Below are 14,051 nucleotides of genomic sequence, written 5' to 3' on the forward strand. Positions count from 1 at the left end.
GGAAGCCGCCTTGCTCAGCGCCGCCGGTCCAGCCCAAATTGTGCTTGAAATTCCCTGATGTCGTTGCGGTTGGGATAGGGCTGGTCCGGCACTGAAACGCACAGATGCGCGCACAGGGTCTCCCAGCCGTCGCCCAGTTTATGGACCAGCAGCCGCTCCGGCGGCACGGTTGCCATGACCGCGGCGATGTTGGCTTCGTAGAGGGCGATCGCGGTCGCGCGATCATGCGCCTTGCCGCCGAAGACCTGCTTGGCGATCAGGGAAATGCCCAGCGCCTCCTGATCCTGAAGCTGGCTGATGCCGGCCAGGATGGTCTTCTCGAAGCTCTGCCACCAGCTTTCCGGCGAGCGCCAGGTGAGGATGACCGAGGCATCGGGATAGACCTCGATCAGCTGGCGCCAATAATGCGCCGATGGCCAGTCCATGCAGGAGGCATAGCCGGCAAACAGCTCGCTCCAATCAGGCGCAGCACCCTTCGCCAGTGCACGCCAGAGCCGCTTCTGCTCCTCGTTGGCGATGACTTCGGACATGTGATGACAGGGGCCTAGGCCGAGTATCGTCAGCGCTTCGCGCATCGAATCCGTTCCGGTGCGGCCAAAGCCCGTCCCGATCACCTTGATCGACATGCCTTTTCTTCCCTGGTTCGAACAGAACGAGCTCGATTGACCGGCTTCCATGAAGCTGCTGTTCTGTTCGGACAGTTAGAATGCAGACCGCAGGAGGACATGGCAATCGACGAAGCCGATCGATGGCGGCACGGCGCGCCATCCGTTGCCATGCGCACGTCGGGGCCGATGCGCATCGCGATCAGGTCACCCGCCCATTTGTTGCATGCAAGCGTCAGGCGCCTGTCCGACGTGAATCCGCCTACGATATCTCTTTCTTGCGCAAAGTTCGGGTTGACCGCCGTGGGGCGCGCGGCGACTATCCCTGCAACGTGCAGGAGGACATGAAATGGACGAACCAGATCGCTGGCGGCATATGGCGAGCGCCCCCAAGGACGGCAGCCGCATCCTGGTCACCGTGAGGCCGTCGGAACAGGGGCCGGCCGAGGTCGACCTCGCCTACTGGTCGCGCGCCGACCAGTTCGGTTCAGAAGGCTGGCGCTCTTCCGATTCGTCTCCGGGACGGGTGATCGAATATCCTGAACCCGAATTGAAATGCTGGATGCCGCTGCCGACGGCCAATCTGAGCCGGGCTTCCATGCCGGCGCCCTGGGCCGGCGAGGACGCCCAGCAGCTCGACGGCTCCGGGATATGATCTCGGCCGAACGTTCCGCAGCATAAGACAAGCTGCCTGCCTATCTCGGCCGGCGTACCGCTCGCACCATGCCGCCGGGGCCGCCGCCGCAGAAGAAGCGGTCGCCGCCGTCGGATTCGAGCCCAGACACGCCCTTCCCCGCCGGCATGTCGAGCCGCTCCAGCACCTTTCCGGTTTGCGGGTCGACGCGCCGGACGTCGCTGTGGTCGCCTTCCCAGGTGCCGTGCCATAGTTCGCCATCCACCCAGGTCACCCCGGTGACGAAGCGGTTGGATTCGATGGTGCGCAGGATTTTCCCGGTCTCGGGATCGATCTGGTGGATCTTGCGCTCCCGGTTCTGCCCAACCCACAGTGTGCCCTCGGCCCAGGTCATGCCGGAGTCGCGACCGCCGCCGGGCGCCGGGATGGTGGCCAGCACCTTGCCGGTGTCGGGGTCGATCTTCTGGATGCGATCGCCGGCGAGCTGGAACAGATGCCGGCCGTCATAGGCGGTGCCGGCATGGGCCGCGACATCGATCGAGCGTTTTGTTTCACCGTTTGCCGGATCGAAGGCGGTCAGCTTCTCTCCCGTGGCAAACCAGACATTTTGCCCGTCAAAGCTCACGCCATGCACGATGTCGACATCAGGAAAGGGCCCGTATTCGCGCAGGATTTCGGCGGCTGAATGTTTCATGTCCTGGTCCTCGATCATGGTCACGGAACCTTCCTAGCCGTTTGGCAGCGGTGCCGGGAGTAACAAGGTGGTCGTGAAACCGGCCACAGGCGGCGTCATCCAGCGGCGCGCCCGGCCGTGGCCGAACGACTGCACCTTGCCGGCCTCGGCCAGTTGCTCGAGCGCCCGTTGTACGCTGCGCTGGCCGGCGCCGAGCGCGAGCGCGAGCGCCGAGCTTGCCCAGGCTTCACCATCGGCCAGGAAGGCCAGCATCACCGCGTGCCGCTCCTCGATCGGCCGCGCCAGCACCACGACCGCGACGGCCTGACGCGGCGCCAGCGCAAAGCCTTGGCTGGTCGCCCCGATGCCGGCCAGCGGCCGCAACTCCGCGCGCAGCCGGCCGATCTCGACCCGCAGCCTGGCGCGATGCGATTCATCGGCGTGCCTGCCGCCAAAGGCGCGGGCAATCAGCGTCGCTCTCGACACATCCGCTGGCCAGGCTTCGGCGAGCGCACGCGCCAGCGCAAACAGCACCGGGCGCGTTGCCAGCGAGACCGTGGTTTCCTGCTTGCGCACGACATAGCGGAACGTATCGACGACCAGCGCCGACGATGCCTGCAGCGCCTCGACCTCTTCGAGCAGAACCGGTCGCTCTTCGCCATTGGCGATCAGCCGGGCCGCCGGCGTGTCGAGTGACAGGAAGGCGCTGTCGACCTCGGCCATAAGGCCCGGAATGCCGGCCCGGCGGGCGGCGTGGCGCGCCCATTCAAGGGCTGCGCGCGCGGCTTTCGTCTTGAGACGGCGCATGGCGATGCCGGCAACGGCGAGCTCATGCGCGGCGCGTGAGGCGGGTGGCAGAGGCGCCGGGTCGAGCCCGGCCAGCACCTCTTCAGCCTCGCCGAGACGGCCGATGAGCAGCAGGCGGCGCACTTTGAGATGGCCGGCATGCGCCGCGTTCAGCCGGTCGGCGTGCCTTTCCAATGTCGCCCGCGCCGCATCGAGCGCCTTGGCCGGCCAGCCGAGGTCACGTGAGACCAGCGCGATCTCGGCTTCGGCGACGACGCATCTGGCGCGCGCCACCGCCTCCTTCGGACCGAAGGCGCGGCCGGCTCGACGCAGCAGCAGCTTGGCGCGATCGAGATCGCCGAGCTGCGCCATGGCAATGCCGCGCAACGCCAGCGCCGGCGCATCCTCGCGCAAGGCCACGCGATCGAGCGCGGCAAGCGGATCACCCGCCGCCAGCGCCAGCCCTGCCGCGGTGATCAACGAGTCCATTCAAATCCCGTCACACTTGTAACTCCCACCTCCGCCGGTCATGGCCCTAACTTAAGTCACCGCCGCCAAGCAGCAAGCCGGGGCGGCAACCTGGCCATCTGGGCTGGCAGGAGACACCTCGGGCGCGTTGACGGCAATATCGGCAGTCGCTAGCCTGAGCATCTCAGATGGTATTTTTAAGCTTCTCATTGGAGATAACTGACAATGCCTGCTTCCGAGGATGTTGAGCACACTGCGCGGCCCCGCCACCCCTGCTGCGGTGGGCCTCCGTCAAATCCCGTCACATTTGTAACTCCGCCCTCGCCGCCTCGCGGCCCTACCCTACCTCACGATCAGCAGACAACGACAGGCCGCAACGGCGTAATGACTGGCAAAGGAGACGAGCAATGACCAAGCACGTGGCAATGAAGACCCCGCCAATCGTTTCAAGGCAGGAATGGGAAGCCGAGCGCGAAAAGCTGCTGGTGAAGGAAAAGGCGACGATGCGCGCCAGGGATGCGCTCTCGGCCGAGCGTCGGCGCATGCCGTGGATGGAAGTCGACAAGGCCTATGTATTCGAAGGCCCCAACGGCAAGGTGAGCCTGCTCGACCTGTTCGAGGGCCGCCGCCAGCTGATCGTCTACCGCGCATTCTACGAACCCGGCGTCTATGGCTGGCCCGAACATGCCTGCCGCGGCTGTTCGCTCGGCGCCGACCAGGTCGGCCATCTCGCCCATCTCAACGCCCGCAACACCACGCTGGCCTATGCCTCGCGCGCGCCGCAGGCCGATATTGTCAGCCTGAAGCAGCGGATGGGCTGGGAGATGCCCTGGTACACAATCACCGACAGCTTCGACAAGGATTTCGGCGTCGACGAATGGCACGGCCACAACGTCTTCATCCAGGACGGCAAGAAGGTGTATCGCACCTACTTCATCAACAGCCGCGGCGACGAGGCGATGGGAACCGTCTGGAGTTACCTCGACGCCACGCCGCTCGGCCGCCAGGAGGTCTGGGAGGACTCGCCCGAAGGCTATCCGCAGACCGAGCTCTACAGCTGGTGGAACTGGCACGACAATTACGACGCCGCGCCCGACAAGACATGGGAAGCGGTGGCCGCCGCCGGCGAAGCCGCGTTCCGGGACAAGGACGGCAAGTAGATCCAGCTTGGGTTTCCTCGCCCCACGAAGTGGGGAGAGGTGGCTCGGCGAAGCCGAGACGGAGAGGGGCCTGCGCCCTACGAAAGCCCCCTCTCCGGCCGCTTCGCAGCTACCTCTCCCCCACCTTCGGCAGGGGCGAGAAACCAAGTCCGAGGCCTTCATCAAGGGATTAGAACCATGAGCGATATCGGCATTGGCACCGGCAGCGAAATCCCCCAAACTACCCGCGCGGCGCCGCTCGGCATCGCCGACTGGCTGTGCCTCGCCGCTGCGCCGACTTTCGCTGCGATGGCGTTGCTTACCTGCATTCACACTGGCGACAGCATGATGTCGTGCCTGGGCGCCGATGCCTCCCTGCTCACCGGCATGCCGGTGATGTATCTGTTGATGAGCGCCTTTCACCTGGCGCCATGGTTGCGCGTGATTTCCGGCCGGCCGGTCCGGCAATAGTCCGGCTCGCCATCCAACACCCCGTACGCCGGAGAGACACAATGAGGCTGATCAGGCTGAAAGCGCCGGGCGGGTTGGACAAGCTCGACCTGGTCGAGGAGGATCACGCGCAACCTGGGCCGGGTGAGGTGCTGGTCAGGATTCGCGCCTGCTCGCTCAACATGCGTGACGATTTCGCGGTGCAAGGCAAGGTGCCGCTCGCCGATGGGCGCGTGCCGCTGTCGGACGGCGCCGGCGAGGTGATTGCCGTCGGCGACGGTGTCGGTACTTTCAAATCCGGTGACAGCGTCGTCAGCACCTTCTATCCCGGCTGGCTGGGCGGCGACATGACATCAGACACAGGACGCGGCATTCCAGGAGACAGTTTCGACGGCTTCGCCAGCGAGTATGTGTGCATGCCGGCGCAGGCTTTCACCAAGGCGCCGGAGGGCTATACGCATCTCGAGGCGGCAACGCTCACCTGCACGGGCGTCACCGCCTGGCGCGGCCTGGTGACGTGCGGCAAGGTGAAGCCCGGCGACACGGTGTTGATCCTCGGCACCGGCAGCGTTTCGCTGTTTGCGCTGCAATTTGCCAAGGCCGCCGGCGCCCGGGTCATCGCCACCTCGTCCAGCGAAGAAAAGCTGGAGAAGCTGAGACGCCTCGGCGCCGACAGCGTCATCAACTACAAGGCCGTACCGGACTGGGGCGGCAAGGCCAGGGAGCTGACGAGCGGACGCGGCGTCGACCACGTGATCGAGGTTGGCGGACCCGCGACGCTGGCGCAGTCGATCGCGGCCTGTCGGACGGGCGGGCACATCGCGCTCGTCGGCGTGCTGACCGGCTTTGCGGCCGAGGTTTCGATCCCGGCGCTGTTTTCGAACCAGATCCGCATCAGCGGGATTTCCATCGGCAGCAGGGCCGACCAGGAAGACATGATCCGGGCGATAGAGGTCAACCGTTTGAAACCTGTCATCGACAGCAGCTTTCCACTGCACGACATCGCCGCCGCCTTCAGCCACTACGAGACGCAACAGCATTTCGGCAAGGTTTGCCTCGAAGTTTGAACGCATCCTGGCCGCAGCCCACCAGTCCCTGGTGTCGAACGGCGCATTCAGCACGTCCATGCGAACTGTGAGACTTGTCACATACCCGCTCTTGAAGCGCGTGCTACTGCCACCATGGTCCGTCGGCGCTGAAAGAAATCGCCTGCCATGGTCTGGCGGTGGCGGGCCTTTCACTTTATCCTGTGGCAGGTTGCATACTGTCAACGGGCCTTGATGCCGCAAGCGGTGTTCTCGTCGGCGTCAGGCAGCGGCCAGGGGTTTTGCCATGCTCCGACTTTGCGGATTCATCGCGGCCTTCATCCTCGTTAGCCTCACAACCTTTGAGGCTTGCGCCGATCGAAGGGTCGCTCTCGTCATCGGCAATTCCGAATATCGTGACATCCCGGCACTCAAGAACCCGGCCAAGGATGCCGAGGACGTGTCGGCCACGTTCCGGCTGGCGGGCTTCGAGGTTTTCGTCGCCGAGAATCTCACCAAGCAGCAATTCGAAGGCCAGTTCCGGGACTACCTGGCCGCCGTCGACGGCGCTGATCTCGCCGTCGTCTACTATTCCGGGCACGGCTTTCAGATCGGCGGCGAGAATTTCCTGATACCGGTCGACGCCTCGTTGAAAAAGGCCGCCGACATCGAGGTCCAGGCCATCAAGCTCAACGATGTGCTAGAGCAATTGCGCTCGAAGTCGAAGATCCAGGTGATCATCCTCGATGCCTGCCGCAACAACCCCTTCCCCCGCAACAATTACTGGCTGCGTGACCAGCTTGTCACCGCCGGCAACACCGGACTGGCGCAGGTGCGCAGCTCGCTCAACACGCTGATTGCCTTCGCCACAGAACCGGGCGCCGTGGCCTATGACGGCAGCGGCGACCTCAGCCCGTTTTCATCCGCCTTTTCGCGGCGCGCGCTGGCGCCGAACCAGGAGATCCGCACGGTCATGTCGGCGGTGCGCCGCGATGTCGTGCAGGCCACCAACGGCATGCAAGTGCCGTGGGAAAATTCCTCGCTGATCGACGACGTGGTGCTGGTGCGCCGCAGCAACCGGCCTTCGCTGCCCCCCGTGCTGGAGAAGGTGGTGCTGTCGGGGGTCGGCCCTGTGGCGCTTGGCCTGCCGGAGCCGGTCGATGTCGATGGCGGCGCTATCAGCGTCAGCATCGAAAGGCCACCTGCAATGGGCCGTCTGATGCTGGACGGCAAAGATGTCGCGGTGGGCGAACCGATCGCGGGCAAGGACCTGCCGCGCCTCCAAATGGATGTCCCGAAAGGCGCCGCCACGCAGGACGAGGTGGATATGCTCGCCTATGCCACGCATGACAGTTGGGGCGGCGGGAGCCAGGGCATATTGGTGTTCCGCGTCAAGAGCGGCGAAGGTGCCGCGGGTCAGCAGATCATGGCTTCGCTCGAGGCCGAGCAGAAGCAGCAGGTGCTGGAGCGCGGCATCCACATCACCGGCGCTGCCGAAGCGATCGAGAATCGCAAACTTGATATTCCCGTCGGCGTCGGACCGGTCGCGCTCAATCTGGATTTCCCGACCGACGATCCGGCGGTCAGCCTGAAGGTCTCTGGATATCCGGCAACAGGAACGCTGTCGCTGCCGGATCGGACGCTCTCGCCGCAATCGAGCTTGTTGGCCGGTGAAGTCGACCATCTTCGTTACGAGCCGCAGATCGGCGCCGGCGCGCCGGTCGAGGTCGGTTTCGAAATCCGCGCCGACAGCAGCTCGTCCAAGCCAGCAACGATGAAGCTGTCGCCGACAGTCGATGCCTGCGACACCGCCGCCGGCGAGCCTCTCGACCTGCAAGGGGTGGTGCCCGGCCTGCTGCCGAACGAGATCGGCGCCGGTGCGGTGGCAGCCTGCGAGGCCGCGGTGAAAACCTATCCCGATGTTCCCCGCTTCCGCTACGAGCTCGGCCGCGCGCTGCTAGCTGCCGGAAATGTCGGCGAGGCCAAGACAGCGATCGAGGATGCCGCCAAGAAAGGGCATGTGCGCGCTGTCTTCGAACTCGGCTATCTCAACGCAACAGGGACCGGAACGCCCATCGACCGCACCCAGGCCAACGCTCTCTACAAGGCTGCCGCCGACAAGGGCGATCCTTACGGAATGACGTCGTGGGGCCGCGCACTGTTCAACGGCTATGGCGTCAATCGCGATACGGCCAAGGGCCTGGACCTGCTGCTCAAGGCGGCGGCCATGGGGCACACCTATGCCATGAACGATCTGGCCGCGATCTTCACCGAGGGCCGCAATGGCGTTCCTGCCGATCCGGCCCGCGCGGTCGCCTTCCTGCAGGCCGGCGTGCAGCGCCAGGACATGTATTCAATGAACCTGCTTGGCCGCAATTACCTCGCCGGCCAGGGCATCGACAAAGATCCGAAAACAGCGCAGGCGCTGTTCCAGCAGGCCACCGATCTTGGCCAGCCCTACGCTCCGGGCAGTCTCGCCCGCATGTACAGGGATGGCGTCGGCGTGCGCCAGGACCCGGCGGAAGCGCAAAGACTGTTCGAACTGGCAACCGCGCGCGGCGATCCGTCCAGCGCCTATGATCGCGCCGCACTCGAAATGGCGAAAGGCGACACGGCCGATCAGGCTGTCGCGGTGCGTTTCCTGGCATTCGCCGTTGCACTCGATCTACGCAAGGAGCTTCCGGACGCCAAAAAGGGCCTGGCGCAGTTCGGGACGAAGCCGAAAACGGCAGCCCTGGACGCGCTGCGTCAAGAGCTGAAGTCGAAGACCCTGCCGTCCGGTTCGCTGGACACGCAACTGGTCAAAGCGGCCCGGGGGGTCTGGGAAGAAGCCAATCCGCGTCGGGACTTGTTTTGAACAATGGAGGCCATGGTGGGCAAGGCATTCAAGCAGGCATTCATCGGGACAATTTTCTCCGGCGTTCTGGCCGGGCTCATGGGCTGCACTTCGGTGCCGCCGATGTTTGAGCCGGCGCCGCCGGTGAAACACCGCAAGGTGGTTCGTGTAGCGCCCCAGCCGAAGGTGGTCAGATACAAAAAGGCGGCCACCGGCAAAGTGGTGAAGCCGGTAGAGGAGACCCCACAAAAACCGCCCGTTATTCCTGCTCTCGGCGGCGGCGGCGGTGGTGGCGGTGGCGGCGGCGGCGGCTGGGGTTGAAGGGGATAGGATTGTCGACCAAAGCAGGCGCTGCGCTCAACGGCCCCAAAGGGTCTTGCTGAATTCCGCATGGGCCTTGGACAACGTCAAGCCGACGTCGTCCATCCACGCCACGGCATTGGCCGGGCCGCGGACATTTGGGCGCAGCGCTGCACGAAAAACGCGACCGACGAACGCTGCCAGTGCCGAGGCTACGACCGCCACCGGATTGTGCCTGCGAGTCGTCGATGCCCGATGGGCCTCTTGCGTTTCGAGATAGCGAGCCAGCGCAATGTCGTGACGCGATGGTGCGCCAAGCTCTTGCAGGTCGCGCCCGGGGTTGTCATGCCAGATGGGCCATTCGGTCGAGCCAGGGTGATGCACGGTGTCCTCCTGCGAAAAGAGAGCCAGTGCAGCCAATCTCCTCAAGCGTCGTGAGAAACGAGTGGGAACCTGCGTGATGGAATCGTGAAAAGCGCCTCGGCGGCGGAATAATTGTTGAAATGGAGTGAGCTTGAGCGGATCGTCGTCATGCTGTGACCGTGGCGGGATCCGATGACCGGACCTTATCTTCACCTACTGGGTGGTTTCGACTTTGCCGGGGCCGCGGTTCCGGCCATCAGCCGCAAGGCGCGTGCGATGGTCGCCTATCTCGCACTACAGTCGGGGCATTCGCAGTCGCGCGAGAAACTGGCGACCCTGCTCTGGGGCATCAACAGCGAGGCGCAGGCGCGAATGAGCTTGCGGCAAGCGGTATCGTCCGCCAGGAAGGCCATGCAGGCATGCGGCGGCGGCCGCTTCCTTACCGACGGCGACAGCGTCGCTCTGCATCTCGACGACCTTGATTTCGATGTCGCGCGGTTCGAGGCGCTGGTCGCCAGCCCGGCACACGAAGACCTCGAACTGGCGCTCAATGTCTACCGTGGCGACCTGCTCGACGGCTTCGGCCTGAAGGAGGAGCCATTCGAGGACTGGCTGAGGATCGAACGCGAGCGGCTGCGGGCTTTGGCCGTCGCGGCACTCGACAGGCTGGTCGCGCATTATGCCGCGACGAACGATCCTGCCGCATGTGTGCGCGTGGCGACGCGTCTGCTGGCCATGGAGCCGCTGAGGGAGGACGTCCACCGTGCCCTGATGCGCGCCTATGCGGCGCAAGGCAGGACCAATCTCGCGCTGAAGCAATACGAGCACTGCCGCACTGCGCTTCAACGCGATCTCAAGCTGCAGCCCGAGCCGGAGACGCGGCAATTGTTCGAGACGCTGCGCACACGCCGCACGATAGCGCAGGCACGGCCAGCCATGGCCGATGCGGATGACGCCACCGGATTCAGTCACCAAACCGCGCGGCCGCAGACCCGCTACGTCAAATCGGCGGGGGTCAACATTGCCTATCAGGTCACGGGCGACGGCCCGATCGACTTGATCTATGTCTCGGGATGGGTGTCCAACCTCGACCTTGCCTGGGACTCGCCGCGGCTTGCGCATGTGCTCAGGCGTCTCGGAAGCTTTTCGCGCCTGATCCGCACGGACAAACGCGGCACCGGTTTGTCCGACCGCAATGTCGGCTTGCCGACGCTGGAAGAACGCATGGAAGACATGCGGGCGGTGCTCGATGCGGTCGGTTCCAAGCGCACGGTTCTGTTCGGCAGTTCCGAGGGCGGCCCGATGTGCATGCTGTTCGCGGCGACTTACCCCGAGCGCACCGCCGCACTTGTGCTCAACGGAACCTATGCCAGCGGCAGACGGTTGCCGGACTATCCGTGGGGAAGGACGGGGGAAGAAGTGGAGGAAGACCTCGCCGCCATCGAAAGACAGTGGGGCGAGCCGGCCGACATGAGCAATGCGGCCCCCAGCCTGATGAACGACGCATTCGAACGGGAATGGTTCGCCGCCTATCTCAGGAACTCGGCCTCACCGGCGGAGGCGATCGCGCTCTGGCGCTGGGGTACTGAAATCGATGTCCGCGATATCCTGCCGGCCATTCACGTGCCGACCCTGATCGCCCAGGCAACGGGCGACCGCTGGGTGAACGCGGAAGAAGGGCGCTTCCTGGCAGCGAGTATCGAAGGCGCCAGACATATCGAGTTCGCCGGCCGCGACCACGTGATCTGGGGCGAGAATTCCGATCGGCTTGTCGACGAGATCCAGGCTTTCGTCACCGGCGCCTTGCCGGCGGTTCCAGGCGAACGGCTGCTGGTGTCGGTGCTGTCGGTCGATATGACGGGCTCGCCTTTCGGCATCGAGCCGGCCGAGCGGCACGCCGAGGCGCTCCGTGGTGAACTCCTCGCGGCAGAAGGCAGAGAGATCAGCCGAGCGGACGGCAAGGTGCTCGCGGTGTTCCAGCGGCCAACGCGGTCGATCCAGTGCGCGATCGCCATTCGCGATCGCTTGCGGCGATCCGGTGTCGAGGTCCGCTCGGCGGTGCATATCGGCGAGTGCGAGCAGCGCGGCAATCAATTTTCCGGCGCGGCGATCGAGCTGTCATTGCGGCTGCTGGGTCATGCGCGGCCGGGCGAAATCATCGCGTCACGGACGGTGCGCGATCTCGTGGTCGGGTCCGGCCTGCTGTTCGATGAGCGTGGCGAAATGGCGGCAGCCGAGCTGCCCGGCGCGTTTCCGTTCTATTCGGTGGATGGTTCGGTTTGAGCGCTGAAGTGTGGGAACAGCGACGCTCGCCGGTGCTTGAGGTTCCACCGATCGCAGGAGCCGAAAGTCGTCAGCTACGGGGGAGGCGCTTCTGTCCTCGCCAACCGCCATCGACCGGAGACTGCACATTAGAAGCGACTAATTGACAGCCCAGGAGAAACGGCGCTCACTGGCTCGCGCAGGTAGACCGCAGCAAGCGGGCGATTGCGACCGCAGCGGCACCTTGGGAGGATGCCATGCCGACCGTTATTGGCCATCACAACATCTCGAAAGATACCAAGCACTGGCTCTCGTCACCGAAGCGCAAGGAGCTTTTCGGTTCGCTCGGGATCACTAACGTCCGCACCTTCGTCGATCCGCAGAACCCGAAACGGGTCGCGATCATGATGGATGTTCCGGACATGGATAAGCTCGCGGCCATGATGCAAAGCAAGGCGGCCGCGGATGCGATGGCTCACGATGGCGTGGTGCCGGAGTCGCTGGTGATCCTGGTCGAGACGAAGGGATAACCACTGACCTGCGGAAACCGGCGGGACCGGATTTTGGCTTCAAGCGCCAGAGGCGGCGACGAGAAATTTTCTGGAGCGTTCTCGTTGTGGCCGGCGTGATCGGGCTGAAGCTAGGTTCCCGAAAGTGCTTTGCAGGGACGGACGCTCGCCAAGTCAGGTCGCGATATCGTTGACCGGCAACAATGGCTTGGGAAGATTGGCTTCGCCAAGCCCGGCGCGCAGTTCGATCTCGATGTCGCGGCAGATCTGCGAGATCGGAACGTCGTTGGCGTTGCCCTCGAAAGGGTTGGCGCTGCTCTCGCCAACCTGATCGAGAGACATGTAAGCCCAGCCCAACAGCGTGCTGAACGGGATCGTCAGCCAGATCGCGATCGGGCTGAGCGCGCCGCCCAGTTTGCCCATATCCGCAAACACCGGAACCACGCCGAACGGCAACAGCGTGCAGAAGATCATGACGAACATGGAGCTGACGATGGCATATTGGCGGGGATACGGATTGTTCTTGATGCGGTCGCAGCGCGCTTGCTGGTCATGGAAGTCGCGGATCAGTTTCGTCATCTCGGCATAGATCTGCGCAGGGATCTTTGCGTCCTTGAACAAGCCGTTGACCTGGACCGATTGCATTTCGAGCAGGGCTATCGCCGGCCGCGGCGACTTCAACACGCTCTCGGCTCGTTCGCCTAGCAGCGGGCGCAATTCGTCGGCGACCGAGCCGGTGTCCTCCTGGATGCGGTAGCGCCGCCGGTACTCGATATTGGCCGCCCGCGCCATGGATTCCCACGGCATCGGTCGCCGCAGGGAAAAGCGCAGCGCTGTCATCCAGGCGATATGGCGATAGATGAGCTCATTTGCCGCCGGCGCATCGGTGAAGTCCCTGCAGAAATTGGACCACATCCGGCTGCTCGCCGTGATTTGCGCAAAGGCCTGCAGCGCTTCGCCGCTGCGGGTGAAAACCTGCGAATTCTTGAACCCGGCGACCAGCGAGACGGTGGTTCCAAGCACGAGCACCACCGACCACGGCACCGAGAACCCGGCAAGGGCCGGCAGACGGTAAGCCACCACGGCAAGTGCGCTTACCACCACCATGTAGATGACACTGCGCCGCGACCACAGTGCAAAATCGATCACCTTGTAGGAGCGGCCTACATACATCCTGTATCCCTCAAAATGTGGTTGGGCTTGGTTGTCCGCTGCCGATATGAAATTTACCTCACCGCGCCCTTGGCAGCCCCAAAGCGCAACCCGTCCATCAGCAGCTTGACCAGCCGGCGTGAGCGGTCGCGCCAGTCCTTGGTGTCGGGGGCCGAGTAGATGCCGCCGAGCGCATGCAGCACATCGGAGGCGTCGACGTCGGCGCGGATCGAGCCTTCGGCCGCGGCCGCCTCGACCAGCTGCCGCAAGGCCAGCGATACCCGGCCCGACAAGTCGGAAAACACGGCGGAATTGGTGTTGAACAGGATGCGCAGGCTGGCCGCCAGGCCACGCTTGGTGGCGATGTAATCGACGAAGCGCTGCATCCACTGTTCCAGCGCCATATCGGCCGAATGGTGGCTGGCGAGGTCATCGGCAGCCGCGCAGAGCGCCTCGACTTCGCGCCTGTAGACCACCTCGACAAGATGCTCGCGGGTCGGAAAATGCCGGTAGAGCGTGCCGATGCCGACGCCCGCCTGGCGCGCGATCTCCTCCAGCGAAGCATCGACGCCCTGCTCGGCAAAAGCCGTCGCCGCCACCTCGACCAGCCGGTCGCGGTTGCGCTGCGCGTCGGCGCGCAGCGGCTTCGGCGCTGCGGCTTCGCGCGCACCTTGGGCGGTTGTTGTCTGCTGGTCGTCCAATTTTTTCTCCACTGTCGACATATGGGGGCTTGAACCCCGAGGGGTAAGCCCCCACCTAGATAAACGGAGGCGCCTCCGTTTTAGTGGAGCAGTCTTATCATATAATCAGGGGAGCCGGTATGTCACGTGCTGAGAGTGTGAAGACTGA

Annotated in this window: 14 protein-coding genes; 8 read left to right on the plus strand and 6 right to left on the minus strand. The window is 64.4% G+C overall.

What is annotated here, in order from left to right:
- Positions 1-14 precede the first annotated feature (14 nt).
- Positions 15-626, minus strand: coding sequence for a sulfotransferase family protein (locus AC1D1L_RS20090; protein WP_477343203.1), 612 nt, complete (start codon positions 624-626; stop codon positions 15-17).
- 328 nt (positions 627-954) lie between these two features.
- Between AC1D1L_RS20090 and AC1D1L_RS20095 the strand changes: the two genes are divergently transcribed.
- A complete protein-coding gene (locus AC1D1L_RS20095; RefSeq protein WP_112566614.1) occupies positions 955-1,260 on the plus strand; it encodes a hypothetical protein in 306 nt (101 codons plus the stop codon).
- 40 nt (positions 1,261-1,300) lie between these two features.
- On the opposite strand, the gene AC1D1L_RS20100 is transcribed toward AC1D1L_RS20095, so the two are convergent.
- Together AC1D1L_RS20100 and AC1D1L_RS20105 are read right to left on the minus strand one after the other, a co-directional pair.
- Positions 1,301-1,933 carry a Vgb family protein gene (locus AC1D1L_RS20100; RefSeq protein ID WP_477343373.1) on the minus strand — a complete coding sequence of 211 codons (633 nt, stop codon included), beginning with the start codon at positions 1,931-1,933 and terminating at the stop codon, positions 1,301-1,303.
- Between the two features lie 33 nt (positions 1,934-1,966).
- Positions 1,967-3,187, minus strand: coding sequence for a helix-turn-helix domain-containing protein (locus AC1D1L_RS20105; RefSeq protein ID WP_477343204.1), 1,221 nt, complete (start codon positions 3,185-3,187; stop codon positions 1,967-1,969).
- Between the two features lie 386 nt (positions 3,188-3,573).
- On the opposite strand from AC1D1L_RS20105, the gene AC1D1L_RS20110 reads away from it, so the two are divergent.
- The 5 genes from AC1D1L_RS20110 to AC1D1L_RS20130 all read left to right on the plus strand — a co-directional run bounded on the left by AC1D1L_RS20110 (position 3,574) and on the right by AC1D1L_RS20130 (position 8,937).
- On the plus strand, positions 3,574-4,326 hold the full coding sequence (locus AC1D1L_RS20110) for a DUF899 domain-containing protein (protein WP_477343205.1): 753 nt from the start codon (positions 3,574-3,576) through the stop codon (positions 4,324-4,326).
- 177 nt (positions 4,327-4,503) lie between these two features.
- Entirely contained in the window at positions 4,504-4,776 is a 273-nt protein-coding gene (locus AC1D1L_RS20115; protein ID WP_477343206.1) for a hypothetical protein, read from the plus strand.
- Positions 4,777-4,817: 41 nt separating this feature from the next.
- Complete coding sequence (locus AC1D1L_RS20120) at positions 4,818-5,822, plus strand: zinc-dependent alcohol dehydrogenase family protein (RefSeq protein ID WP_477343207.1); 1,005 nt, start codon at positions 4,818-4,820, stop codon at positions 5,820-5,822.
- Positions 5,823-6,087: 265 nt separating this feature from the next.
- Positions 6,088-8,637 carry a caspase family protein gene (locus tag AC1D1L_RS20125; RefSeq protein WP_477343208.1) on the plus strand — a complete coding sequence of 850 codons (2,550 nt, stop codon included), beginning with the start codon at positions 6,088-6,090 and terminating at the stop codon, positions 8,635-8,637.
- Between the two features lie 12 nt (positions 8,638-8,649).
- Entirely contained in the window at positions 8,650-8,937 is a 288-nt protein-coding gene (locus AC1D1L_RS20130; protein ID WP_477343209.1) for a hypothetical protein, read from the plus strand.
- Positions 8,938-8,973: 36 nt separating this feature from the next.
- Here the strand turns inward: AC1D1L_RS20130 and AC1D1L_RS20135 are convergent, their stop codons facing one another.
- Positions 8,974-9,336 carry a hypothetical protein gene (locus tag AC1D1L_RS20135; RefSeq protein ID WP_477343210.1) on the minus strand — a complete coding sequence of 121 codons (363 nt, stop codon included), beginning with the start codon at positions 9,334-9,336 and terminating at the stop codon, positions 8,974-8,976.
- Between the two features lie 135 nt (positions 9,337-9,471).
- On the opposite strand from AC1D1L_RS20135, the gene AC1D1L_RS20140 reads away from it, so the two are divergent.
- Positions 9,472-11,562 carry a bifunctional AfsR/SARP family transcriptional regulator/alpha/beta hydrolase gene (locus tag AC1D1L_RS20140; protein WP_477343211.1) on the plus strand — a complete coding sequence of 697 codons (2,091 nt, stop codon included), beginning with the start codon at positions 9,472-9,474 and terminating at the stop codon, positions 11,560-11,562.
- A 236-nt stretch (positions 11,563-11,798) separates the two neighbouring features.
- The gene (locus tag AC1D1L_RS20145) at positions 11,799-12,071 is read left to right on the plus strand and encodes a hypothetical protein (protein WP_112566658.1); all 273 of its coding nucleotides are present in this window, start codon (positions 11,799-11,801) and stop codon (positions 12,069-12,071) included.
- A 153-nt stretch (positions 12,072-12,224) separates the two neighbouring features.
- Here the strand turns inward: AC1D1L_RS20145 and AC1D1L_RS20150 are convergent, their stop codons facing one another.
- Both AC1D1L_RS20150 and AC1D1L_RS20155 read right to left on the minus strand, forming a co-directional pair.
- Positions 12,225-13,223 (minus strand): bestrophin family protein, encoded by a 999-nt coding sequence (locus tag AC1D1L_RS20150; RefSeq protein WP_477343212.1) that lies wholly within the window; start codon positions 13,221-13,223, stop codon positions 12,225-12,227.
- A 53-nt stretch (positions 13,224-13,276) separates the two neighbouring features.
- Positions 13,277-13,924 (minus strand): TetR/AcrR family transcriptional regulator, encoded by a 648-nt coding sequence (locus tag AC1D1L_RS20155; protein ID WP_352587599.1) that lies wholly within the window; start codon positions 13,922-13,924, stop codon positions 13,277-13,279.
- Between the last annotated feature and the right edge of the window lie 127 nt (positions 13,925-14,051).

This window comes from Mesorhizobium sp. P2_D6, from assembly GCF_056404315.1.